This is a genomic window from Sphingomonas sp. P4_G3 (assembly GCF_056401105.1).
This window is the reverse complement of the sequence record NZ_JBFUJZ010000005.1, coordinates 103,816-125,858: the sequence shown is the minus strand read 5'-3', so window position 1 is coordinate 125,858 and position 22,043 is coordinate 103,816. Positions and strand designations below refer to the sequence as shown.

The 22,043-nt window shown below is 64.5% G+C and carries 23 protein-coding genes; 12 read left to right on the top strand and 11 right to left on the bottom strand.

The genetic code is table 11. The features are described 5' to 3' along the window. From AC1DQQ_RS14810 to AC1DQQ_RS14770, 9 genes are all read right to left on the bottom strand, one after another. Complete coding sequence (locus tag AC1DQQ_RS14810; RefSeq protein WP_478029672.1) at positions 1 to 2,553, bottom strand: fimbria/pilus outer membrane usher protein; 2,553 nt, start codon at positions 2,551 to 2,553, stop codon at positions 1 to 3. Further along, positions 2,528 to 3,259 carry a fimbria/pilus periplasmic chaperone gene (locus AC1DQQ_RS14805; RefSeq protein ID WP_478029671.1) on the bottom strand — a complete coding sequence of 244 codons (732 nt, stop codon included), beginning with the start codon at positions 3,257 to 3,259 and terminating at the stop codon, positions 2,528 to 2,530. Before AC1DQQ_RS14805 ends, AC1DQQ_RS14810 begins: the two co-directional genes overlap by 26 nt. A 45-nt stretch (positions 3,260 to 3,304) precedes the next feature. Then, the gene (locus AC1DQQ_RS14800) at positions 3,305 to 3,883 is read right to left on the bottom strand and encodes a hypothetical protein (protein WP_478029670.1); all 579 of its coding nucleotides are present in this window, start codon (positions 3,881 to 3,883) and stop codon (positions 3,305 to 3,307) included. After that, positions 3,883 to 4,485, bottom strand: a complete 603-nt coding sequence (locus AC1DQQ_RS14795) for a hypothetical protein (protein WP_478045611.1) — start codon at positions 4,483 to 4,485, stop codon at positions 3,883 to 3,885. Before AC1DQQ_RS14795 ends, AC1DQQ_RS14800 begins: the two co-directional genes overlap by 1 nt. Position 4,486: 1 nt before the next feature. Next, positions 4,487 to 5,068: a hypothetical protein gene (locus AC1DQQ_RS14790; RefSeq protein WP_478045610.1), complete on the bottom strand. Its 582-nt coding sequence runs from the start codon at positions 5,066 to 5,068 to the stop codon at positions 4,487 to 4,489. Positions 5,069 to 5,070: 2 nt separating this feature from the next. Then, positions 5,071 to 5,646 carry a hypothetical protein gene (locus tag AC1DQQ_RS14785; protein ID WP_478045609.1) on the bottom strand — a complete coding sequence of 192 codons (576 nt, stop codon included), beginning with the start codon at positions 5,644 to 5,646 and terminating at the stop codon, positions 5,071 to 5,073. Positions 5,647 to 5,669: 23 nt separating this feature from the next. Continuing rightward, positions 5,670 to 6,218 (bottom strand): hypothetical protein, encoded by a 549-nt coding sequence (locus tag AC1DQQ_RS14780; protein ID WP_478029666.1) that lies wholly within the window; start codon positions 6,216 to 6,218, stop codon positions 5,670 to 5,672. A 26-nt stretch (positions 6,219 to 6,244) separates the two neighbouring features. Further along, complete coding sequence (locus AC1DQQ_RS14775; RefSeq protein ID WP_478029665.1) at positions 6,245 to 6,829, bottom strand: hypothetical protein; 585 nt, start codon at positions 6,827 to 6,829, stop codon at positions 6,245 to 6,247. A 128-nt stretch (positions 6,830 to 6,957) separates the two neighbouring features. Further along, positions 6,958 to 7,554: a hypothetical protein gene (locus AC1DQQ_RS14770; RefSeq protein ID WP_478029664.1), complete on the bottom strand. Its 597-nt coding sequence runs from the start codon at positions 7,552 to 7,554 to the stop codon at positions 6,958 to 6,960. 1,214 nt (positions 7,555 to 8,768) lie between these two features. Here AC1DQQ_RS14770 and AC1DQQ_RS14765 point away from each other — a divergent pair. Beyond that, complete coding sequence (locus AC1DQQ_RS14765; RefSeq protein WP_478045608.1) at positions 8,769 to 9,551, top strand: DUF2569 domain-containing protein; 783 nt, start codon at positions 8,769 to 8,771, stop codon at positions 9,549 to 9,551. On the opposite strand, the gene AC1DQQ_RS14760 is transcribed toward AC1DQQ_RS14765, so the two are convergent. Continuing rightward, complete coding sequence (locus AC1DQQ_RS14760) at positions 9,472 to 10,485, bottom strand: phosphatase PAP2 family protein (RefSeq protein ID WP_478045607.1); 1,014 nt, start codon at positions 10,483 to 10,485, stop codon at positions 9,472 to 9,474. The genes AC1DQQ_RS14765 and AC1DQQ_RS14760 overlap by 80 nt on opposite strands. 83 nt (positions 10,486 to 10,568) lie before the next feature. Further along, complete coding sequence (locus tag AC1DQQ_RS14755; protein ID WP_478045606.1) at positions 10,569 to 12,035, bottom strand: hypothetical protein; 1,467 nt, start codon at positions 12,033 to 12,035, stop codon at positions 10,569 to 10,571. Between the two features lie 513 nt (positions 12,036 to 12,548). On the opposite strand from AC1DQQ_RS14755, the gene AC1DQQ_RS14750 reads away from it, so the two are divergent. The 11 genes from AC1DQQ_RS14750 to AC1DQQ_RS14700 all read left to right on the top strand — a co-directional run bounded on the left by AC1DQQ_RS14750 (position 12,549) and on the right by AC1DQQ_RS14700 (position 22,041). After that, a complete protein-coding gene (locus tag AC1DQQ_RS14750) occupies positions 12,549 to 12,734 on the top strand; it encodes a Flp family type IVb pilin (protein ID WP_478029660.1) in 186 nt (61 codons plus the stop codon). A gap of 75 nt (positions 12,735 to 12,809) precedes the next feature. Continuing rightward, on the top strand, positions 12,810 to 12,992 hold the full coding sequence (locus AC1DQQ_RS14745; RefSeq protein ID WP_478029659.1) for a Flp family type IVb pilin: 183 nt from the start codon (positions 12,810 to 12,812) through the stop codon (positions 12,990 to 12,992). A 78-nt stretch (positions 12,993 to 13,070) separates the two neighbouring features. Then, positions 13,071 to 13,973, top strand: a complete 903-nt coding sequence (gene cpaB, locus AC1DQQ_RS14740; RefSeq protein WP_478029658.1) for a Flp pilus assembly protein CpaB — start codon at positions 13,071 to 13,073, stop codon at positions 13,971 to 13,973. Beyond that, entirely contained in the window at positions 13,945 to 15,465 is a 1,521-nt protein-coding gene (locus AC1DQQ_RS14735; protein WP_478029657.1) for a type II and III secretion system protein family protein, read from the top strand. Before cpaB ends, AC1DQQ_RS14735 begins: the two co-directional genes overlap by 29 nt. Before the next feature lie 5 nt (positions 15,466 to 15,470). Beyond that, positions 15,471 to 15,785 (top strand): hypothetical protein, encoded by a 315-nt coding sequence (locus tag AC1DQQ_RS14730; RefSeq protein WP_478029656.1) that lies wholly within the window; start codon positions 15,471 to 15,473, stop codon positions 15,783 to 15,785. 1 nt (position 15,786) lies between these two features. After that, complete coding sequence (locus AC1DQQ_RS14725) at positions 15,787 to 17,328, top strand: pilus assembly protein TadG-related protein (protein ID WP_478045605.1); 1,542 nt, start codon at positions 15,787 to 15,789, stop codon at positions 17,326 to 17,328. Further along, positions 17,325 to 17,843 (top strand): TadE/TadG family type IV pilus assembly protein, encoded by a 519-nt coding sequence (locus tag AC1DQQ_RS14720; protein ID WP_478045604.1) that lies wholly within the window; start codon positions 17,325 to 17,327, stop codon positions 17,841 to 17,843. The genes AC1DQQ_RS14725 and AC1DQQ_RS14720 overlap by 4 nt, the downstream gene beginning before the upstream one ends. Continuing rightward, complete coding sequence (locus AC1DQQ_RS14715; protein WP_478029653.1) at positions 17,840 to 18,454, top strand: TadE/TadG family type IV pilus assembly protein; 615 nt, start codon at positions 17,840 to 17,842, stop codon at positions 18,452 to 18,454. Before AC1DQQ_RS14720 ends, AC1DQQ_RS14715 begins: the two co-directional genes overlap by 4 nt. Positions 18,455 to 18,485: 31 nt before the next feature. Next, positions 18,486 to 19,673 (top strand): CpaE/TadZ family protein, encoded by a 1,188-nt coding sequence (locus AC1DQQ_RS14710; RefSeq protein ID WP_478029652.1) that lies wholly within the window; start codon positions 18,486 to 18,488, stop codon positions 19,671 to 19,673. Further along, positions 19,673 to 21,040, top strand: coding sequence for a CpaF family protein (locus AC1DQQ_RS14705; RefSeq protein WP_478029651.1), 1,368 nt, complete (start codon positions 19,673 to 19,675; stop codon positions 21,038 to 21,040). The genes AC1DQQ_RS14710 and AC1DQQ_RS14705 overlap by 1 nt, the downstream gene beginning before the upstream one ends. Beyond that, positions 21,040 to 22,041 carry a type II secretion system F family protein gene (locus AC1DQQ_RS14700; protein ID WP_478029650.1) on the top strand — a complete coding sequence of 334 codons (1,002 nt, stop codon included), beginning with the start codon at positions 21,040 to 21,042 and terminating at the stop codon, positions 22,039 to 22,041. The genes AC1DQQ_RS14705 and AC1DQQ_RS14700 overlap by 1 nt, the downstream gene beginning before the upstream one ends. Positions 22,042 to 22,043: the final 2 nt, after the last annotated feature.

The following is a 22,043-nucleotide window of genomic DNA, read 5'->3' as shown; positions in this document are numbered from 1 at the left end:
TTACTGCCCTTTGACCGCTTTGAGTTCGTCGACCCGGACAAGACCGTCCGCGTCGCCGGGAATAGTGATCTCGAAGACCGATTTCTTGTCGTCGAGCATGGTGATGCGCCATTTGCCTGGCGCCAGTCCGCCGATGCCGAACCGGCCTTCACGGTTGGTGAACACCGTGATCGGCGTGCGTTCGGGATGGGCGAGTTCGACCGCGGTGCCGCTGACCAGCGAGACGGGTTCGCCGTCAATGTCGATCAGGCGACCGACCGCGGTCACCGAATAGGCGGATCCGACCACAAGCCTGTAACCACTCCGGTACGGAGGCAGCAGTCGGAACGATCCCTGCCCCAGATCGACACCCGGTTTTGCATTGGGCGCGTCGACCGCGATCGTCCGCTCGGCATAGGAGCTCAGGCTGGGCTCGGTGCCGGCCCTGAGCGCGCCGCTGTTCGCGGTATAGCCGAACGGCGACGGCGAGACGACGATGTTGGTGCCGTCGAGCTTCTTATACGGCGTAACGATCGCGAAGCTGTCGTAGATTGGTCGTCCTACCGAGAAGGCGCCGTCGGCGATCGCCAACGAACTGCCAAACCGGAACGACGTGCGCTGCGACGTGACGCTGCCGAACGTGTCCTGGAACGTCCCGAAGTGGCTGAGGCCCAATTCGGCGCGGTTGGTGTAATAATTGCCGGTGAAGTTGATCCCCGACCCGGCATCGCTGCGTTCGACATCGGCGGTCATGTTATACGATCCGACCCCCTGTCCGTAGAGCGTCTGGAACGATGTCCGGACTCGGTTGCCACGGCTATCATAATCGGCACGCGCGGTGGAATAGCGGCCGAGCCGGATGACAAGCGAGACCAGCCCGCCGAACCGCGACCCAAAGGTATCGCGTTCCCAGCGCGCGTCGGCGGTCACCGTCGCGGTCGAGGATATCCGGTAGCCGGTGGTGACCCGATAGGTATGCAGATCGGGTTGGATGCCGCGTCCCTTGGAGAAGCGCCCGTCGAACCCGGCATAGAGCCGCTCGTTGAAAGTATGCGAATAGCCGCCGCCCACTTCGAACTGGAACTGGTTGTCGGGAACCAGCACGCCGACCGGAGCGAAATAGCGGCTCCGCGTCTCGACGAAGATGTTGAGCGAGTCGGCTTGCCCGCCCGAGCGCTGGATCAGCCGCTGGAAAGTCAGCGTCGCGGCGTGGCCGGTATGCGACCCCTTCAGGTTCGACAGCGAGAAATTGCCGGCAAAGGTACCGAACGGCGTCGCCACGACCGCCTCGACGCCACCCATCTGGGTGTTCTTGTCGGCCTGGGCATTGACGCCCAGGGTCAGGAAGTCGCTGATGCCGCGGCGATAAAAGCCGGTGAAAGCGAATTTGTCGGTATAATGCGGCCCATGCAGGCCGAGCGGGTTGAGCACGCCGGCATAGAGGCCGAATTCGCTCAGCCCCTTGGCCAGCTGCGACTGGTCGAGGAACAGGTTGAACCGCAACAGATCGGTGCGCCCGGTATCGTCGAGCACCGACAAGCGGATGTCGTTCGCCCCCTGGGTGAACGGGAAATCGCGCAGATTATAGGTGCCCGGCGCGAGTTGAAGGCGCCGGACGATCTGGCCATTGACCTGGATCTCGACGGTCGACGGCCGGCTGAGCTGGAAGCTGCGGTCGCCGCGCGGGCGGACCAGCTGCTGCGGCTGGAGCACGCTGTACGAGCGGAAGATCGACAGGCCGGCAATGTCGGGCGCCGACTGGAAACCGCGCGAGACGGTCTGCAGGTCGCCCGCCGTCCAGCGTACGAGATTCTTCTCGTCGTCATAGACGAGCCGCGATCCCAGCCGCTGGAAGTCGACGCCGTTCGATCCGGGCTGCCAGATCGCTTCGCCCTCGGCGACCACGCCGCCGATCCGCGTCGCGCCGTCGAGCGAGAAGATCGGTGAGGCGAAGCCCTTGTCGCCGCCGGCATGGATATAATCTTCCGAGCCGCGGATGTTGAGATAGGCGCTCCAATTCGCCGGCGCGGCAAAGGTGCCGACCCGGTTGCGGTCGAGTGGACTGACCGTCAGCGACCGCGACGCGCGGCGTTCGGCGGCGATCGTCAGGTTGAGCTCGAGCGTCTGTGGATTGTAGCGGATACCGACACCCGCGGCCTCGAAATCGGCCGGGGTCAGCACCGCCTTGGTCGACAGGCTCGACTGGATCGCGGTGAAGGATTGCTGGTTGAGGACGTTCGACAGCAAGTCGAGCAGGCGCTGCGCCGGAAATTCCAGCTTGCTGTTGGCGGTGATCGTCAACGGCATGTCGCCGAGATATGTCCCGCCGTCCTTGACCGGCACCGTCAGGACGATGTCGCGTCCGGTCGGATTGAGCGTGGCTTGCGGTTGATCGGTCGGTGCGTTCGGCGCGTCGATCGTGACGCGCCGCTCCTGCGCTTGCGGCACCGTGTTTTGCTGGCTGTCGCTATTGGCTCGTGCCGGCGCGCACAGGCCGCCGATGCTCGCGCTCGCGAGCATCACGCCGATCATGCGGCTCTGGAGCCGCTTAGCCGTCCGGCGTGAAGCTGACATCGACACTGCCCCCATCAACCGGCAACTCAATCGGCAGCGACATGCGCCGCGTCTGGTTGGCCCCCACCAATCCGAACCCAATCGTTTGCTGCGTCTCCGGACCCGACAGGGTGCGGCGGAACACTTCCTTGCCTGCGGCATCCTTCTCGACGATCCGCAGCCGTCCTTCCGACAGATAGCCATAGGCCGCCGACGTGTTGGACAGGGTGACAAGCGGAATCGGCTTGCCCTTGTCGTTATGCCCGATCTCGGCACTCTGCACCTTGATCGCCGGCTTCGCGCCCATCGGCGCGATGCTGACCAGCACCTGGAAATTGTACAGGATCTGGATCGCCGACTGACCAGCAGGCAGCTTCACCGGCAGCTGCGCCACCGTGACGTAATAATGCTTGCTGGTCTTGAGCTCTGGGTCGCCGACATATTGCACGCGGAACGATTGCGTCTGCCCCGGCTGAATCAGCGCCTGGGGCGGAAAGATCAGCAGATCGCCTGGATCCTTGCCCGTTTCCTTGACGCCGTTCTCGTCGAACTCGAGCGATTGCACGCGCAGCTCGACCGGCAACGGCGTCGCGAACGTGTTCTCGACGGTGATGATCTGAGTCATCCCGTTGCCTGATTGTTTCAGGTTGATGATGACCGGTTGAACCGTCATCGCCACCGCGATCTGCTGTGGCAGGATAAGGCCGGCCGCGAAGGCCGCACTCATCAATATCCTTTTCATTCTCTTCACTTCCCCCTCCCGCTGGGTCGTTTAGAACGCTGCTTCGAATAGAACCGTGACCGTGTCCGCATAGCGCCCGGCGACCAGCGGCCCGCCCCCCGGCGGGACCGCGATCGTCAGGCCCATGTCGCCCGCGCCGCCATCGGCGGTCGCGATCGCGAGGACGCTGTTGTTGGTGGTCAGCACGCTGGCGTTCTGGCCTGCCCAAGTCGCGCTGATCTGATATCCCACGAACTCGCCGAACCCGGTCGGCGATTGCCGGTTGCGCGCATTGCCGCCGTCGCGCAGCAGCCCGCCATTGCGGCTGGTGACCGTCAGCCGGTGCGGGGCGTTGCAGATCACCGGCAACGACAGGTTGATCGCGGCGCCACGCGGCTGCGCGGTCAGCGGATCGCCGAACTCGGTGATCAGGATCTCGCCGCTCGTCGCGCCGGTACCCGAAAAACTGGCATTCTGTCCGCCCGTCGCGGTCGGCGCGTTGAGCACGCAGGCCGGCGGCGCGCGCCCGGCGATCTCCAGCCGGCTCTGGCCGGTATCGATGACGTTCTGCGCGTGCGCCGCGACGGTGGTCGCGAGCAAAGCAGGCACGATGAGGGCGATGCGGTGCATCAGCGCGGCTCCACGAATATCCGCATCGTGTCGGCATAATCGCCGGCCAGTAGCGGGGCATTGTCGCGGGCGTTGGACGCGCCCGGCGCGATGTTGAGCTTGAGGTCGATCTCGCCCGCCGTCGGCAGGTCGATATTGAATTGCTGGTCGTTGACGCGGCGCGCCTGGGCATCGGCGTTGAGCACGCCATTGACCAAGCCCCACATCACGGTCGCGCGATAGGGCACCGCCGAGCCGAAACCGGGCGCAGGCGGCTGCGTGCGCTGCAGGGTCGGCCACAGGCCGTTATTTTGCGATTCCAGGCGCAGCCGGTGCGGATAGTTGCACACCGCGTCGAACTTCACGTCGACCGACGCGGCGCTGACCGCCAGCGTGGTGGGATCGATCATCTGGTCGATCTGCAGCGTGTTGCCGCTCAGCCCGCGGAAATTGATCTGGCTACCCGCCGCCAGCCGGGGCGAGCCCACCGCGCATACCGGCGGGGCGTTGCCTGTAACCGGCAGGGTCTTGGTCGCCACGGTCGACTGGGCAAATGCGGGGGATGCCCAGGCGATAAGCCCGCCGACGACCAAGACCGTTTCAAGGCGGAAGCCGCGTGACATCTCAGGACGCCACGGCCAACGTGACGGTGACGTTGCCCTGATAATTGGTGTCGGCGACCAGCCGCTGGGTCGCGCCGCCATTGGTCGAGAAACTGCCGACCGAGACGGTGATGTCGCCCGAAAACGCCGTCGCGCGCGTCTGCACCGCTGCGGGGTTGCTGCCCGCGCCGGTGGCGAAGGCGGCGGGTGTCGTCGTCCAGCCGCTAGCGGTGGCGGTATAATCGACCACGCGGGAGAACCCGGCCGGCGGCGTGCTGGTAAAGGTCTGCGCGGCCATCGGTGTCGCGTTGACGGTGATGGTGCTGCGCGCGCTGCAGAACGAGCCCGACAGGACCTTGGGCGGTGCCGCCAGGTCGTTCCGCAACAGGCCGGTGTTGAGGTCGATCAGCACGCCCATATCGAACGTCGATCCGGTACCGGCGATCGTTCCGCCGACGCACATTGCGGGCACGTTGCCGACCACCGCGAATTCCTTGGTGTCGGTGTCGCTGCCGCCTTCGCTTTGGGCAGCGGCGGCGCCGCTCCAGGCGATCGCGACCACTGCCGCCGACAGAACGGCCAGGCTTTTCAGGTTACGCGTCATGATCACTCTCCCCCCGAAGCGACCGGTCCGAGCTTGACCACGACCAGGCCGCTATAGGCGCCGGCGGTGAGCAGGAAGTCGGACGGTGCGGTGAAATTGGACAAGGTCACGTCGAGATCGGCGACCTTGGGCGCCGGTTGCGTCGGTCCGGTCGCCGACGCGGTCGGCGATCCGCCCCCGGCGGTGGCGGCGGTGGTGACCGTCGCCGATCCCGCCGCCCAGTTCGCCACGGCGGCGGTATAATTGACCGCCTTGGCGAAGCCGGGTTCGACCGAGCTGGCATCGTTCGACACCAGAGCGGTGGCGGTCACCGTGATGGCCGATCCCGCGAAGTTGCAGAACGAGCCGGGCAAGGTGACCGTGCGCGGTGCGATGACGGCGATCTTGCCGACCCTCGCTCCCGACGTGTTCGCCATCTGGCCGACATCGACCGGCGCGGGCGTCGGCGTGCCGAGCGTGCACAGCTTGGCGACCGTGCCCGCGACGCCGACATCGGCGGTTGCGGTGTCGGTGGCCTGGGCGTGCGCGATACCCGGAAGGGCGACCGCGGCGAGCAGGGTAAGAGCGAGGCGCTTCATCACAGCTTCTCCGTCAGAACCGTTCAGGGCAGCGAGATGCTCGGCGCCAGCGTCACCAGGACCTGACCCGAATAATCGCCCGCGACGAGCAGCCCGCTGGTGGGGCTCGTCGAGCCCGACAGCGTGACCTTCACGTCGCCCGAGAACAGACCCACCGGAACCGCGCTGCCGGCACCGTCGGTCACCGACGTGTCGGTGGCGTTGGCGCTATTGGCGGCGGCGGTCGCGGTGTAATTCACCACCCGGTCGAAACCGGCCGGCGGCGTGGTGGTGAAGGTCGTGTTGACCAGGCGCTGCGCCTCCACGCTCATCGTGGCGGCAGTGCCGTTGCACCAGCCCTGCAAGGTGCGGGTCTGGCCGTCGAGCTTGCTGGGATCCAGCTTGCCCGCAGTAGCCCCCGATCCCTGCAGCGACAGCTCGCCGGCATTGATCACGTCGGACGGCAAGGTGAACTGGCACCGGTCGCCGACCGAGCCGTTGATCGTAACCGTACCCGTCGCATTCTGCGCGGCGGCGGGAAACGCTGCCGTGGCGGCGATGACCGCTGCGGCGGCAAGGATCGAGGTCTTCATGTCAACATTCCCCAGTTGAAGATCGATCAGGCGCCGGGCGCGATGACGATCGAGATGTTGCCGGTGTACGAGCCCGCGGTGAGCAGGTCGGTCAGCGCGGCGGTACCGAACGTGTCGGCGGTGACGCTGACGTTGGTGCTGCCGTTATTGGCGATGCGGCCGGTGGTCGCGGTCGCGGCGCTCGCCGCGTTGCGGCTGTCGTTGCTGAACGTGTCGGTGCCCGACGGCGTCAGCGCGACGGCGACATGCGCGGCATAATCGATGCGCGAGGCATAGCCGGTCGGCGCCACACCCGGCGTGGTCAGCTCGGTCGCGTCGACCGCGACGGTCGGATTGGCGGTGTTGCACACCACGCGGAAGTTGAGCTGGGCGGCGTTGGCGGCCGCATTGAAGCGGGTCGCTAGATCGGTCGCCATCGTGCCGTCGGCCTGGGCCAGTTCGCCAAGCGCGACCGTGCCGCCGAAGGTGCTGCCCGAGCCGGGCAGGACCGAGCATTTGTTGGCGACACTGCCGTTGATGTTGATCGTCCCAGTGACCGTCTGCGCGGCGGCCGGAGCGGCCATCGCGATCATCGAACCGGCGCCGAGCGCCATAAGCATGAACTTGTTCACTTTACCGTTCCTTTTCAAAGATATTGCCGTTGGCGAGCACTGCCCCCCCGGACCGTTCCGCCCACCCTCGGTAGAAGATCGGCCGGTTCCCCCGAGGGCGGGAAAAGCGGACGTTTGTGCGGGCATCCTCATGACGCCGCACTCACCGTCACCGTTAAGGTGTCGGAATAGGTTCCCCCGACGAGCGCGCTCGATCCGGCATAAGCGGGAGCGGTCACGCGGAGGTAAGTGCCGGGCTGATTGACCGACGTCGAATTGAGCAGCAGGCCCTGCGACTGGCTGACCGGGCCGCGGAACGTGCAAGGCGCGCCGGATGTGGCGGTCAGCGTCGAGACCGCGCACGACCCCGTCGCCGTCGCGGTCGATCCAACCACGTTGAGCGCCACGTCATAAGGCGCGAGCGTGGTATAACCGGTCGGCACCGAGCCGCCGGTCAGCAGGCCGCCATTGGCCGAGACCACCGCGACCCGCGACGGCCCGGTGCAATCGAGCGCGAACGAGAAATCGTGGTTGAGACCGACGACGTCGAAATCAGGCTGCGTATAGGTGCCCGAAGGCGCGGACCCGGTGGCGAAGCCGCAATGGCCGCCAACCGACGCGGTGACCATCACCGGCAGCTGGCGATTGCCGCCAACCACCCCGGGTTGCCCCGCGGCGTAGACCGTTTGCGCGGCGACGCCCTGCGGAAGCAGTGCGATGCCGATCGCCAACACGATCGTGGTCAATGAACCCCGGCAAGTCACAGTTCGCTGCCCCCTCCCGGACAAATGAACGATGACCCAATGATTGACGAGGTAGCCAAAAACGCAAGAAGAATATTTTACCATTCATTAACCAATTCAGGTAACCTACCGAATATAGGCTATAGCCACGGTTATTACGCATATATCCTTGGATATATCGAATCAATATACTTGTGTTTTTCGCTGTTTATTATTGGGACAAAACTTTCAGTCTGAAGTCAGACATAAAATCTATAGTGTAAAACGTCGAAAATAATTCGCGGATATAACTTTGGTTTCCGACGCCAGGTCCAGCCTGTACTTGAACCCGATCCCTGGCCTTTGCCCCCCGCGCGATCCGAACGCCAAGCGGTGCTTTGTTATATAGTTACCAACATATATTCGATTATTGTTTTGTTAAGTAATATTTTTAACGCTTGGATGGAATCGACATGGCCGACTCGACGCGACTCGGCGACGGAACGCACCGAATCGGCGGTGAGTCGCGGAACAAAAGTTAGAGAATCAAAACAGGGCGATGCCCACGGCGCCCAACCGAAGGATATATGCCGATTGTCGCGCGTGGCGGCCGATGCGCGCCGAGTTCCGATCAAATTGGTGACGTGCGGACTGGCGAGGATAGGCATCAACCAAATCCTCCCCCGCCAGGGGGAGGTAGCAGCCGCCAGGCTGACGGAGGGGGCGGACGGCGACACACTCGCCATCGTGCTTCCTCCCCCCTCCGTCGGCCCTAGGTTGGGAACCCAAATAAGCCGTTGTTCTTAAAGCGATCCATTTCCAAAATTCGTCATCCCAGCGAAAGCTGGGATCTCAAGCGGTATCGCGTCACCGCCAGAGACCAACATCGGGTCGGATCGTCCCCCGGACGATCCTTGAGCATGCGGGGCATGCTCAACCCGATGTTCTTTCGCTGGGGTGACGGGAGGTGCGCTGGGTGACGGACGAGTAAGCTGCGGAGTATGTTGGAGCGGCGGGAGGATTCCGCGGGGATGGCGCCAGGAATATGAGTCCTAGCCTAGCCGACACCTCCCTGGCGGGGAAGGATTGGAAGCTGACCGCAACGCACAGGGCTGAATCTCGCCCCCTCCCCCGCACCATAAAGAAACACTCGGCAACTCCCGCCCGGAACCTTTACGAGACGGCAACGATTTCGGTTGATACTCTTGTTAACAGTCAAAGGGGGTGGGATGCGGTCGTTGAGCGAATACCCGGCCGGCCGTGCGCTGACCGCGCGCAGCCTTGCCTTGGTCTGCAAGCTCGAGGTCGGGTTGCCCCGGCTGATGCTGATCTGGGTATTGCTCGCCGGCGCTGCCTGCGGCCTAAGGGTCGCATTCTCCGCGACGCCGATCCTGACGCCGGGCGACGAGCTCGGCAACGCGCTTCCCTATCTATTGCTGGTCGTCGCGCCGATCGTCACCGTCCTGCTCGGCCTGTCCGCCTTTCCGGCGACGGCGCTCCATGCCCAGCCGACGCAGCGCCTGGCGTGGGTCGGCCGCTGGCGCCGGGTCGACGCGGTCACCGCGCGATCGATGCCGCTTTATGGCGCGACCGGGTTCATGGCCTCGTTGCTGGTCGGCATCCTGATCAACGTCCCAATCCGCACCTTCGAGTTCCTGACCGGCATCCCGGCCCTGGGCGGCATGGCGCCCGACTGGTTCCGCACCCTCTATGCGATGATGCTGGCGGACCTGGTGCTGCTGTCGTGCCTCTACGGCCTCGCCTTCGTCCTCGCGCTGCGCCACGTGCCCCTGTTTCCGCGCTTCCTGGCCGCGGTCTGGGCGATCGACGTCCTGATGCAGATCTGCATCGCGCGCGTGATGGGCAATGTCGCCAACCTGCCGGAATCGGTGAGCGCGTCGCTCGCCGACATGCTCCAGGGCAATCTCAAGAAAGTGCTGATCAGCGTCGCGATCTGGCTCCCCTATCTGCTGCTGTCGCGCCGGGTGAACCTGACGTACCGCTGGCGGGTTCCGGCCTGACGGCCCGCTCGACGAGGACGATCGACAGCAGAGCAACGGCGACGCCACCGGGCAGATCGACAAAATAATGGCCACCGCTGATGATTGCCGACCAAGCGACGCCGATGTTGAGCACGAGAAACGGATAACGCAGGATGGGTCGCGACCACATTGCCCAGGCGAGCAATACAGCGCCGCAGGCGTGAAAGCTGGGGAACGAAACCAGCCCCGTGCCAAATTCGCGGTTGATCACGCGCAGCGACCCGTCGCGCAGATGTTCAATTATCTGGGGGAATTTCCACGGCAGCTCGCTGGTCAATCCGGGCAGGTCATGCGGAGCGATGTGGTTCAGCCAGAAGGGCCCGCGTGCCGGGAAGAAGATGTAGACAGCGAGCGTGATCACCAGAGCCACGGCCCACGCATTGACGAAGGTCCAGAGCCGTTCGCGTTCCTTCGTGACGATTAACAGTAGCGCGACGAATGACGGCTGAAGCATCAGCCATCGGTAGAGCAGACGGTTCCAATCGAGCGCGTCTGGATGATTCTGGAACCAGTGGAATATCCGCAACCAGGGAAAGCGCAGTAGCTCATCAGCAGCCGCGAGCGTCGTATCGGCCCATCCGATTGCGAGGGGCGTGATGAAGAAGCAGCCGATCTGCATCAACAACGAAATCAGCGCGAGAGCGCCATTCGCCTGCAGAAAATCGGACACGGCAAGCATGCCATAGCGTCGCGCCAGCATCCCGATGGTGGGAAGCATCAGACATGATGAGACGACCGGCATGCCCAATTCGGCGCGAATTTCGAACCGCGTAAACGCGAGCGTTGCGGCGACCGCGGCGAAGCCCAGGACGAGGACAATCCAGGCCGGCAAAGCCAGGGGCTCGAACGGAGATAGCATCATTGAACGCGGAACACCCGTCCGCAGCCGCTGAAAAATAGGCAAACTGCTCATATGCCCCTGAGCGCGCCGACGTGCGCCCCCATCTTCGACCTCTTCCTGCAAGCCGGGAGGGGAGTCCGGGGCAGGCACGAGTGTCAATGCGTCGCCGCTCGGTCATTGACGTGGATCACTGCCCATTTGTCGGTATAGGCCCGGCGCCATCCCGGCTCGCGGTCCAGGATCTTCACCAGCGCGTTGTCGGGCGGCAGGATTGTCCAGCCGAATTTCCAGCGCTCCTCCGCTGCTTTCCAGCGCGCGGCGTCGCCATGCGCGATCTTGACATAGTCGGCGGTGAAGGCGTCGCCATACATGTCCGATCGTCCGTCGATGAACGGCGCGATCCCCTCGAACGCCAGCAGGCCGCCGAAACTATATTCGTTGAACACCGGCTTGTCGCGCAGCCCGGGCGGGAGGTTGCGCAGCGCAGTGACCGGGACGCCATAGCTGTCTGGCCGATCGAACGGAGTGATGAGGCGATAGGTCGCGGTCCCGACGAACAGCAGCAGTGCGACCGCCAGCAACGGCGCCAGCTCGCGGCGCTCCGCCCATAGCCGCGGCAGCAATGCCGGCCGCGGCCGCTCTGCATCCACCGCCCAGGCGCGCCCGAGCGGCTCCGCGAGGAGGATCGTGGCGAGCGTCACCAGCACCATCTGGTTGCGCATATGCTCGAACGTGATGTGCAGCGCGGCCAGCAGGATCAGCAGGCGCATCGCTGGAATGCGAACCGGGCGCAGCAGCAGGAAGAACAATCCGCTGAGCAGCAGCACCTCCAGGCTCGACGCACCGCCGAACCGCGCCGGCTGCCATTCGGCGATCAGCGAGAGCAGCGAGAGGTTGTTGACGTAGAAGGGGTAGAGCAGGCCATCCAGCCCGGCCGGGGTCGCCATCGCCGCCGCGAGCGAGACGATGCCGAATAGCCCCCATTGCCGGACCACGCGCAGGCGGTCGCCTGGTGCGGCGGAAACCAGCGCCTCAAACCCCAACCCGCCGGCCAGTGCCAGGCCGAACACGAAGCTGCCATGAGCATTGGCCCAGACGAGCATAAGAATCGCGAGCGCGAGCGGGGGCGCGCGCTCGCGCTCGCGTGCGCGCAAGAGCGCGATCAGCCACGCCGCGAGCATCGGCAACGCGAGCAGATGCGGCCTCGCCAACAAGGACTGCCCCAGCCCGATCGACAGATAGAGCATCATCAGCGCCGCCGCACCGGGTCGCTGCCAGCGCCGCAAATAGAGCGCGACGATGGCGTAGAGCGCCGCCACCGCGGTGCCGAACAGCAGGATCAGCCCACTCCAGCCACCATAACGCCAGGCGCCATACATCAGCAGTTCGGACAGCCATTCGTGCGCGACCCAGGGATGGCCGCGCGCGGTGAACGAGAAAGGGTCGGATCGCGGGACCGTGCCGTGCGTCGCGATCCACTGTCCGGTCGCGATATGCCAGCCGGTATCGCCATCGGCGAAGGCCGAGGACAAGACAGTCACGAACGCGAATGCGGTAAAGCTGGCCAGCAATAGTAAGACAATATCGGGAAGGTCAGCATCGCTGGCTTTTCCCTTACTCATTTTGGTAAGACTAATTGTGGCATAGAAATCTCCCCCTAGGCCCGCTCATCGGACTAATGGGTGATTCGTTTTTTGCAAAAGTGATTCGCCCATTTGTAAGAATCGGACAGGCGATTCATACCGTTGGATAAAAGCGACAGAGCAATATATCCATTCCGGCCCGAAATGGGTATGACGAACGATATACAAATTATGCCCTTTGTCCCGCGCGGCACATTTTTTCTGCGATTCTTGATGGTTAACCGGCAGCACCCCTTCCCCAACGCCGTTAGCTTAAGTGCCTGATAAACCGACAATTAAGCTTTAATGGTTAACAGGAGTTAGCCGTAAGATGTTGAAATAAATATGCAATTAGTGGGTTATTGACTCGTTACCCACTTCGACCCCTTCTGAACTGGCATTCCGAGGACGCCTGATCGGGCGAGCTCTGAAACGAGTTAGGCACACCCGATCCCAGACTGCCCACGGAATAGTTGGGGCCGGCGAGTGCCGGCGGGGAATTGGGGAAGTGACATGACCATGATCAAGAATCTTTTGCTGGACGACAGCGGCGCATCTGCCGCTGAATACGCGCTGATCCTCGCGATCGTCGGCACCGGCATCGCCGTAGCCGCCTACACGCTCGGCACCTCGATCAGCAACGCCATGAACAAGGCGTCGAACTGCATCAATCGCGTGCCGAGCAACGCGGCCTGCTGATGCACGGCTGACGCAGGCGGAGCGCTTTCGGGAGGGGGAGCGCTCCGCCGATCCGGCAAAGAAGGAGTTTTCGACATGACGATGATCAAGAATTTGCTGACCGACACCAGTGGTGCCTCGGCGGCGGAATATGCGCTGATCCTGGCGATCGTCGGCACCGGCATCGCCGTTGCCGCATTCACGCTCGGCGGATCGATCAGCAATGCCATGAACAAAGCGTCGAACTGCATCGCAAACGGCGTCAACGGCGTTTGCTGATGAACTGAGCGGGGTCGCGGATCATCCGCGATCCCGTTCCGATCGCGGTAGCGATCGGCCGGCGGGGGGTCGGTAATCATGCGTGGACAGGGACTTATCATATTGGGCGTCGCGATCCTGATCGGGCTCGCGGCCGTTTTCCTTGCCAATTCCTATCTTGGCCGGGTCGAACAGCAACAGACGACCACGGCCCAGGGCATGGTCAAGGTCGCCGTGGCGAGCGTTCCGCTCGACTTCGGCACGCCGATCACGCCCGACAAGGTGCGGCTGGTCGATTGGCCGGCGAGCTCGCTGCCCGAGGGGACGTTCAGCTCGATCCCGCAGCTGCTGCCGATGAACCACACGCGCGTCGCGCTTCGCCCGATGGCGGCGAACGAGCCGATCCTGCGCTCCAAGATTTCCGGTGAAGGCGGCCGCGCGGCGATTTCCGCGGTGCTCGATCCGACCAAGCGCGCCGTCGCGGTGCGCGTCGGCGACGTCGCCGGCGTCGCCGGCTTCGTGTTGCCGGGCGACGTCGTCGACGTGCTGATCACCCGCACGCCGATGAATCCCAATGGCAACAGCCAGCAGATCACCGACATCCTGCTGCAAAAGGTCCGCGTCATCGCGATCGACCAGGATGCCAGCGACAACACCGACAAGCCGGCGATCGGCAAGACCGCGACGCTGGAAGTCGCGCAGGTCGATGCGCAGAAGCTCGCGCTGGCGCAACAGGTCGGACAGCTCAGCCTGGCGCTGGTCAATCCCGCGTCGGAAACCAGCCCGACGGTCGAAACCGTCAGCACCAACGATCTGCGCGATGGCGCCTATGTCGGTGGCTATTCGGACGGCGCGCCGCGCTTTCAGCCGCCACTCCTTTCCGCTCCACCCGCAGGGCCGCGCGCACCGCCGCGCAAGCCGGCCAATCCCGACCTCACGGTCATGATCGTCCGCGGTACCAAGGACAGCAGCTATGAGGTGGGTCGCTATGTCGGTCGCTGACATGAAAGCGCGCTGTCGCGTGCTCGCACTGGCGGCCAGCGCCGCCGCCATCATCGCCCCGGCGATGACCCAGGCGCAGGAAACGGTCAGGACCGCGGATGCCAATCTGCGCGCCGGCCAGCTCGACGTCGCCGTCAACAAGAGTCAGGTGCTGACCGCCGACCGGCCGTTCGCCAAGGCGCTGATCGGCAATGCCGATGTCGCCGACGTCCTGCCGCTGACCAATCGCTCGCTTTATGTGCTGGGCAAGAAGATCGGCACGACCAGCCTGACGCTCTATGACAAGAACAACAATCTGATCTCGGTGATCGACGTCGCGGTCGGACCCGATGTCCTCTCGCTCCGCCGCCAACTCAGCGAGCTGATGCCGAGCGAGCAGATCGGTGTCCGTATGTCGGGGGACTCGGTAGTGCTGACCGGCACCGTCTCGAGCGGCCCGGCGATCGATCGCGCCAAACAGATCGCCGCCACTTATGCCGGCGACAAGGTCGTCAACCTGCTGGCGGTCGGCGCGTCGCAACAGGTCATGCTCGAAGTGCGGTTCTCCGAAATGAACCGCAACGTGGCGAAGAGCCTGGGGATCAACACCGCCTTCACCAACGGCAATGGCGCCAGCACCTTTCAGGGCGGTATCGGCAATACCGCGCCAGGCACGGCGCTGCTGACCAACAAGAACGGGGTGCCGACAGTCAATCTGTCCGGTATCCTCGACACATTCGGTGTCGTGTCCAAGGGCATTTCGCTCGGCAATCTCAACATCTTCACCGCGCTCGATGCGCTCGAGCGCAAGGGGCTGGTGACCACTCTGGCCGAGCCGACCCTGGTCGCGCTGTCGGGCGAGTCCGCATCGTTCCTGGCGGGCGGAGAATTCCCGGTGCCGGTGTCGCAGGGCGGCGGCAGCGGCGGCGGCCAGAATAGCGGCAGCAACGCGATCACGGTCGAATACAAGCCGTTCGGCGTCAGCCTGGCGTTCACGCCGACCGTGCTCGATGACGGCGTGATCAACATGGTGGTCGCGCCCGAAGTCAGCTCGATCGATCCTTCGGCCTCGGTCACGATCAACGGCCTGACCATTCCCGGGCTGCAGACGCGGCGTGCCAAGACCACGCTGGAACTGCGCGACGGCCAGTCGTTCGCGATCGCCGGATTGTTGCGCAAGGATTTCCAGAGCACCGTGCGGCAATTCCCCTTGCTCGGGTCGATCCCGATCATCGGCGCGCTGTTCAGCTCGAGGGGATTCCAGCGCCAGGAAACCGAGCTGGTCATCATCGTCACGCCGCGGCTGGTGCGGCCGGTGCCGGCGGGCCAGCTTCGCCTGCCGACCGATCGCGTGCAACCGCCGAGCGAGCTCGATCTGTTCATGATGGGGCGGACCGACAAGGCGGTCGGGACCAATCCATTCGACCCGAACGAGCCGCCCAAAGATGGGCCGAAGCCGATACCACCCGCCGGAGGCTTTTCCGGTCCCAATGGCTACGCGCCGCAAAGGTGACCGATATGCGCTTCATCCATCCGATCGCGGCTATCACGTTCCTGGGGAGCATCGGCTTGCTGGCCGGGTGCACGCCGATCGACACCACGTTGGGCGACTCGGTGAAGACCGATTATGCCCTCCAGACGATCAATCCCGATCCCAAGCCGGTGCCGGCCGAGGCCGCGGTGATGGAAGGCGGATCGGGGACGCAGGCGGCGGGGGCCGCCGAGCGCTATCGCAAGGGCGCGGTCAAGCAGCCCCAGGCCCAGTCCACCGGCAGCGGCGGGAGTGTCGGCAGCGGCGGAGGCGGGGGGGGATCCCCCCCCAGCTCCAACTGACATGCGCCGCGCAGCCCAAAAGCTCTGGAAATCGGAGAGCGGTTCGGTCGCGCCCATCGTCGCCATTTCGCTGTTCGCGCTGATCGGCGCGGCCGGGATCGGGTTCGATTATTCACGGCTTGTCGGCTTGCATACCGAGCTGCAGGACGCCGCCGACCACGCCGCGCTGGCCGCCGCCGGGCAGCTAGACGGCAAGACCAATGCCCGTAGCCGCGCGGTCTCGGCCGCGCAGAGCCTGATCACCAATCTGGCGCTGTTCGCCAATGACGGCGCCAACCGCGCCGTGTCGGTGACCAGCGGCAACGTCGTCTTCTATCAGGACAAGGCCAAGACCACGCTGTCGACCAGCGATGCCAATGCCTATTTCGTCCAGGTCACCGTCGACACCAAACAGGCGCGCTATGCGCTGACGCCGGTCGTCGCCGCCTTTACCTCGCCCGCCATCAACGCCAAGGCGTTTGCGGGCGTGGCGTCGGGCATCTGCAAGGTGCCGCCGGTGATGATCTGCAATCCGCAGGAGACGGCCACCGTCAAGACTTTCGACGCCAGCGGGCTGATCGGCGATGGCCTCAATCTGGTGTCCGTCGGCGGCGGCAATGGCGGCTGGGCACCGGGCAATTTCGGGTATCTCAACACCCACGCAGGCAGCAACGGCGCGCAAGGTTTGCGCGAGGGGCTGGGCTGGCTGACTCCGGCCGGCGACTGCTTGCCGCAAACCGGGGTCGACACCAAGCCGGGTGCCAGCGTGTCGGTCACCGACGCGCTCAACACGCGCTTCGACATTTACGATTCTGGCCAGCCTTGTCCGAGCGGCGGCACCTGTCCGCCGTCGGCAAACACAGTCAAAGACCTGGTCAAGCAGAACGGCAACGGCAACAATTCCTGCACGCTCGGCAACAATGGCTGGCAGGAAGCGTCGAATCCGTATCTGCCGACCAGCGCCACCACGCCGCTGACTTCGGCACAGATGCCCAACGCGATGGGCTATCCACGCGACATGTGCCACGCGGTAAGCGCCGACGGCACCTGCGCAAGCGGCCGGATCGGCGACGGGTTGTGGGATCGCAACGCCTATTTCTACGTCAATTATGGGTCGGGGTTCGACTGGCGTACGGCGATGACGACAGCCGGGTACAATTCCAACACCGTCACGCGGTACCAAGTCTATACGTGGGAACTGACCAACGCCGCGTCGCGGATCAACACGCCGCGAGCGGTCGGCGCCAACACGACCGCTTATGGTGCACCAATCTGCTGGTCGGGAACGCCCTCCGGCGGAATCACTCCGGGCGGCAACAATGTTGACCGTCGGCGGATTTCGGCGGCGATCGTCAATTGCCAGCAGAACAGTGTCAACGGATCGTCGACCAATGTGCCGGTGGTCAAATGGGTCGAACTGTTCCTGACCGAACCGTCGGCCAACCGGGCGCGGACCACCGCCGGCGACATCTATGTCGAAATCATCGGCGACACCGATAGCGGCAGCGCGGGCGGCACCGCGGGACAGGTGGTACGCAAGGACGTACCCTATCTGATCGAATGAGCGGGGGGCGCTTCTCGATCGCCTCACGGGCGCTGGCCTGTCGCCGCGGTTCCGCGGCGGTCGAAATGGCGCTCGTCACGCCATTCTTCCTGGTGCTCGCCTGCGGCGCGGTCGACCTGGGCAATTACTTCCTGTCCGAACATGCCGTGCTGAAGGGCGTACGCGACGGTGCGCGCTACGCGTCGCGGCGCTACCCGGTCAATTGCGCCGCGGTGACGACCGACACTAGCGCCATCGCCGTCGCGACCCAAAATCTGGTGCGCACCAACACCGTCGACGGAACCGGCACTGTCCGCCTCAACGGCTGGACCAGCAACGCCACGATCGTCGTGTCGGTCGCCTGCAACACCGACACCACCTATCGCGGCGGCATCTACACCGCGTCGACGGCGGGCGTACCGGTGGTCTCGGTGACCGCGACGGTTCCCTATCCCTCGCTGTTCAAGGCATTCGGCATCACCAACACGACGATCAACCTCAACGCGACCGCGCAAGCGGCGGTGGTGGGCGCATGACGACGTTACGCGCGCTGCTGCGATCGACGCATGGCGGGACCGCCGCCGAATTCGGCCTGCTGACGCCGTTGCTGCTGTCGTTCATGATCGGCACGGTCGATCTCGGCCGGTTCCTGTGGACCTGCAACCGTGCCGAAAAGGCAACCCAGATGGGGGTACGCTACGCGGTCACCAACGACATCGTGCCGACCGGGCTGGCGACTTATGACTTCGCGATCGCCGGTGGCATTCCGCAAGGCGATCCCATTCCGTTGAGTTCGTTCGGTGGCGCGGATTGCAATTCGGCGAGCGGCACGGTGACCTGCGTCTGCAGGACTGGGGCGACTTGCCCCACGCTCACCCCCGTCAATACGACGGCGTTCAACGCCATCGTGACCCAAATGCAGCGATTCTACCCGAGCCTGACCGCCGACAAGGTCACGATCAGCTATGAATATTCGGGCTTGGGATATGCAGGAGATCCTAACGGAATCCAGGTATCCCCGGTCGTCACGGTCCGGCTCAAGCAGCCGACCTTTACGCCGATGCTGTTCCGCTTCTTCGGGAGCGCCACGATCAACCTGCCTACCTATGCGGCGTCGCTGACGCTGGAAGATGGTAAAAGCACATGAACCGGGAGTTTGAGTTGTGGGAGCGGTAGAGTTGTCCGAGTTCGAACCGAATAGCTGGACCATCAGGCGGCCCGGCGCGGCGGTCGAATTGGTGCTGTCGCAAGAGGAAGTGCTGACCGCCGAATTCGGCCCCAGCGTCGTCGGCGGCTGGTCGCTCGACACCAGCAAGATCGAACTCGATGACGAGGTCCCGGAAGAGATCGTCGAGCGCGCGCGGGTGATCGTGATCGAGGTGCGGCCCGACCGGCCCGCCTCGCTCGCGCGGCTGATCAGGCTGCACGTGGCGCACCCATCGATCGCGGTGATCGCGGCGGTCCGCAACCTGACCGTGCCGACAATGCAGGCCCTGCTCCGCGCAGGCGTCAAGGACATCATCGCCTTGCCGCTGGTCCGCAACGACCTCGAAACAATGCTCGAACGGATGCGCGAGGAGATCGAGCGCGGGTTGGCCCTGGCGACGCCGACCGGCAAGGTCGTGTCGATCATCAAGAGCGTCGGCGGCGTCGGCGCGACCGCGTTGCTGACCCAGGCCGCCGCGCTTTATGCCCGGCGCGAAGCCGATCGCGGGTTCAAGGCCTGCCTGTTCGACCTCGATCTGCAAGGTGGCAACGCCGCGACGCATCTGGGGATCAGCCCGGCCTTGACCGTCAGCGAATTGCTCGACGCCGGCAAGCGGCTCGACCCGGCGGTGCTGACCTCGGTCGCCGCCGAACATGCGTCGGGCCTGCGGGTCGTTGCCGCGCCGACCGACCTGATGCCAACCGACACCGTCGGCACCGACCAGATTTGCGATATCGTCCATCTGGCGACCGCGGAATATCGCACCGTCTTCCTTGATCTGCCGAGCGACTGGACCAATTGGTCGCTCTCGCTGGTCGCGCAGTCGGACGTGGTGTTCCTGATCGTCGAATTGTCGATCGCCAGCCTGCGCCAGGCGCAACGCCAACTCGCCTTGCTGCTCAAGCTCGGCGTGGCGGCCGAGAAGGTTCAGGTCGTGGTCAACCGCGTCGAGAAACGGCTGTTCCAGCAGATCAACCTGAAGGACGCGTCGGACACGATCGGCCGCCAGATCGGGCTCAGCGTCACCAGCGACTTCGCGTTGATGAACACCGCGCTCAATCGCGGGGTGATGATCGGCGACATCAAGTCGAAAAGCGCGGTAACCCGCGACCTCAACAAGCTGCTCGACGCGATCGACATGCTGCTCGAGCGCGGCTGATGAGTGCCTGGCAGATCAGACGCGCCGGCGAACGCGCTGCCTCCGGGCAAGCCGAAACCGTGCCCGACAAGGACGTCCAGTCGCAAGCCGAGGCCGATCGCCACACCGCGCTCAAGGTGGAATTGCACCAGCGCCTGCTCGACCTGATCAACCTGTCGGCGCTGGAGACCATGTCGCGCGAGCAGATCCACGCCGAGATCGGCGAGATCGTCCACGAACAATTGTCGCTGCAGAAACACGCGCTCAACCTGGCCGAGCGCAAGCGGCTGGTCAGCGACGTGCTCGACGAACTGCTCGGGCTCGGCCCGCTTGAGCCATTGCTCAAGGATGAGAGCATCACCGACATCCTGGTCAACGGCTTCGACTCGGTGTTCGTCGAGCGCCACGGCAAGCTCGAGCCGTCGTCGATCCGCTTCAAGGACGAGCGCCATCTGTTGCGCATCATCCAGAAGATCGTTTCCGCGGTCGGGCGCCGGGTCGACGAGGCGTCACCTTATGTCGATGCGCGACTGGCCGACGGCTCGCGCGTCAACGCGATCATCCCGCCGCTCGCGGTCGACGGGTCGCTGCTCTCGATCCGCAAGTTCGCGCGGGTGCCGATCGATATGGATCGACTGATTTCCTATGGCAGCGTGCCGCGGTCGGTCGCGCAGGTGCTCGAAGCGATCGTCGAGGCGCGGCGCAACATCCTGATCTCGGGCGGCACCGGATCGGGCAAGACCACGCTGCTCAACGCGATGTCGGCCTATATCGACAATTCCGAGCGGATCGTGACGATCGAGGATTCGGCCGAACTCCAGCTGCAGCAAGCGCATATCGCGCGGCTGGAAACGCGGCCGGCCAATATCGAGGGTAATGGCGAAGTCACCCAGCGTGACCTGCTCAAGAACGCGCTGCGCATGCGGCCCGACCGCATCATCGTCGGCGAAGTCCGCGCCGGCGAGGCGTTCGACATGCTGCAGGCGATGAACACCGGCCATGACGGGTCGATGACCACGGTCCACGCCAATACCGCGCGCGATGCGCTGTCGCGGCTCGAACAGATGATCGGGATGAGCGGGATCGACATCGCGCCGCGCTCGGCGCGCGCGCAGATCGCCTCGGCGATCAACGTCGTCATCCAGGTCGGCCGATTGTCCGACGGCAAGCGCCGCCTGATGAGCCTGTCCGAACTGATCGGCATGGAAGGCGAGGTCGTCACCATGCAGGAGATTTTCCGCTTCCGCCTGACCGGCCGCGACGAGCATGGCACGGTGCTCGGCCGGTTCGAAGCGAGCGGCATCCGTCCGCATTTCATGCAGGAACTCGAGGATCGCGGGATCAAGCTGCCGGCCGATATCTTCAATCCCAGCGCGGCGCTCGACTGATGTCCTCCGACGTCATCCGGCTGCTCGTCCTCGCGCTCGTCTTCGCGGCGGTCGTGCTCGGCATCGAGGGCGGCATGCGCTGGTATCGCACCAATCGCGGCGGCGCGATGGCGGTCAACAAACGCCTGCGCCTGATCGCCAGCGGGTTCGACCGGCCCGAAGTCCTCGCGCGCCTGCGCCGCGACACTTGGGGCGACGCGATCCGCTTGCCCGGCTTCCTGGCCGGCCCGGGGAAGAAGCTCGATACGACGCTCCGCACCGCCGGGTTCGGCCTGTCGCCGGGACGCACCTTCATGCTGATGCTGCTGATCGTCGCGGTGTTGTTCATGCTGACGATATTCGGCGCCGTCATCTTCGGTTTCCGGATCGGCCTGGGCACGGTGCTGATGGCGGCATGCTTCGCCACCGCGGCGGGCATGGTGCTGCCGCTGATGCTGATCGCGCAGCGCGCCGAACGCCGCCGCAAGAAGATGGCCGAGCAATTCCCCGTCGCGCTCGACATCTTCGTGCGCGGGCTGCGCGCCGGGCACCCGGTGGCGTCCGCGCTCGATCTCCTCACCCAGGAAATGACCGACCCGATCGGCAGCGAGTTCGGCATCGTCACCGACGAAGTCGCTTATGGCGCGGAATTGCGCGACGCGCTGCAGAACATGGCCGATCGCTGCGATCTCGACGATCTGCGCATGTTCGTCGTGTCCTTGTCGGTGCAGAACGAGACCGGCGGCAATCTCGCCGAAATCCTCGAAAACCTGTCCCAGGTCATCCGCGAGCGCGCCAGCATGGTGCTGATGGTCCGCGCGCTCAGCTCGGAAGGCCGCATGACCGGGACGATCCTGACTGCGTTGCCGGTCATGGCGTTCGTCGCCTTGTTCCTGCTCAACCCGCCTTTCTACCTTCAGGTGGCGGGCGATCCCGCTTTCTCGATCGGCTTCGGCTGCCTGATCGGGCTCTATCTGATCGGATTTTTCATCATCCGCCGTCTCATCAACATCAAGGTCTAGCG

Bases quoted from the DNA above. Each gene is read 5' to 3' on its own strand.
- AC1DQQ_RS14810 (WP_478029672.1), bottom strand. From the start codon at position 2,553: ATGTCAGCTTCACGCCGGACGGCTAAGCGGCTCCAGAGCCGCATGATC.
- AC1DQQ_RS14805 (WP_478029671.1), bottom strand. From the start codon at position 3,259: ATGAGTGCGGCCTTCGCGGCCGGCCTTATCCTGCCACAGCAGATCGCG.
- AC1DQQ_RS14800 (WP_478029670.1), bottom strand. From the start codon at position 3,883: ATGCACCGCATCGCCCTCATCGTGCCTGCTTTGCTCGCGACCACCGTC.
- AC1DQQ_RS14795 (WP_478045611.1), bottom strand. From the start codon at position 4,485: ATGTCACGCGGCTTCCGCCTTGAAACGGTCTTGGTCGTCGGCGGGCTT.
- AC1DQQ_RS14790 (WP_478045610.1), bottom strand. From the start codon at position 5,068: ATGACGCGTAACCTGAAAAGCCTGGCCGTTCTGTCGGCGGCAGTGGTC.
- AC1DQQ_RS14785 (WP_478045609.1), bottom strand. From the start codon at position 5,646: ATGAAGCGCCTCGCTCTTACCCTGCTCGCCGCGGTCGCCCTTCCGGGT.
- AC1DQQ_RS14780 (WP_478029666.1), bottom strand. From the start codon at position 6,218: ATGAAGACCTCGATCCTTGCCGCCGCAGCGGTCATCGCCGCCACGGCA.
- AC1DQQ_RS14760 (WP_478045607.1), bottom strand. From the start codon at position 10,485: ATGAGCAGTTTGCCTATTTTTCAGCGGCTGCGGACGGGTGTTCCGCGT.
- AC1DQQ_RS14755 (WP_478045606.1), bottom strand. From the start codon at position 12,035: ATGAGTAAGGGAAAAGCCAGCGATGCTGACCTTCCCGATATTGTCTTA.
- AC1DQQ_RS14750 (WP_478029660.1), top strand. From the start codon at position 12,549: ATGACCATGATCAAGAATCTTTTGCTGGACGACAGCGGCGCATCTGCC.
- AC1DQQ_RS14745 (WP_478029659.1), top strand. From the start codon at position 12,810: ATGACGATGATCAAGAATTTGCTGACCGACACCAGTGGTGCCTCGGCG.
- cpaB (WP_478029658.1), top strand. From the start codon at position 13,071: ATGCGTGGACAGGGACTTATCATATTGGGCGTCGCGATCCTGATCGGG.
- AC1DQQ_RS14735 (WP_478029657.1), top strand. From the start codon at position 13,945: ATGAGGTGGGTCGCTATGTCGGTCGCTGACATGAAAGCGCGCTGTCGC.
- AC1DQQ_RS14730 (WP_478029656.1), top strand. From the start codon at position 15,471: ATGCGCTTCATCCATCCGATCGCGGCTATCACGTTCCTGGGGAGCATC.
- AC1DQQ_RS14725 (WP_478045605.1), top strand. From the start codon at position 15,787: ATGCGCCGCGCAGCCCAAAAGCTCTGGAAATCGGAGAGCGGTTCGGTC.
- AC1DQQ_RS14720 (WP_478045604.1), top strand. From the start codon at position 17,325: ATGAGCGGGGGGCGCTTCTCGATCGCCTCACGGGCGCTGGCCTGTCGC.
- AC1DQQ_RS14715 (WP_478029653.1), top strand. From the start codon at position 17,840: ATGACGACGTTACGCGCGCTGCTGCGATCGACGCATGGCGGGACCGCC.
- AC1DQQ_RS14705 (WP_478029651.1), top strand. From the start codon at position 19,673: ATGAGTGCCTGGCAGATCAGACGCGCCGGCGAACGCGCTGCCTCCGGG.
- AC1DQQ_RS14700 (WP_478029650.1), top strand. From the start codon at position 21,040: ATGTCCTCCGACGTCATCCGGCTGCTCGTCCTCGCGCTCGTCTTCGCG.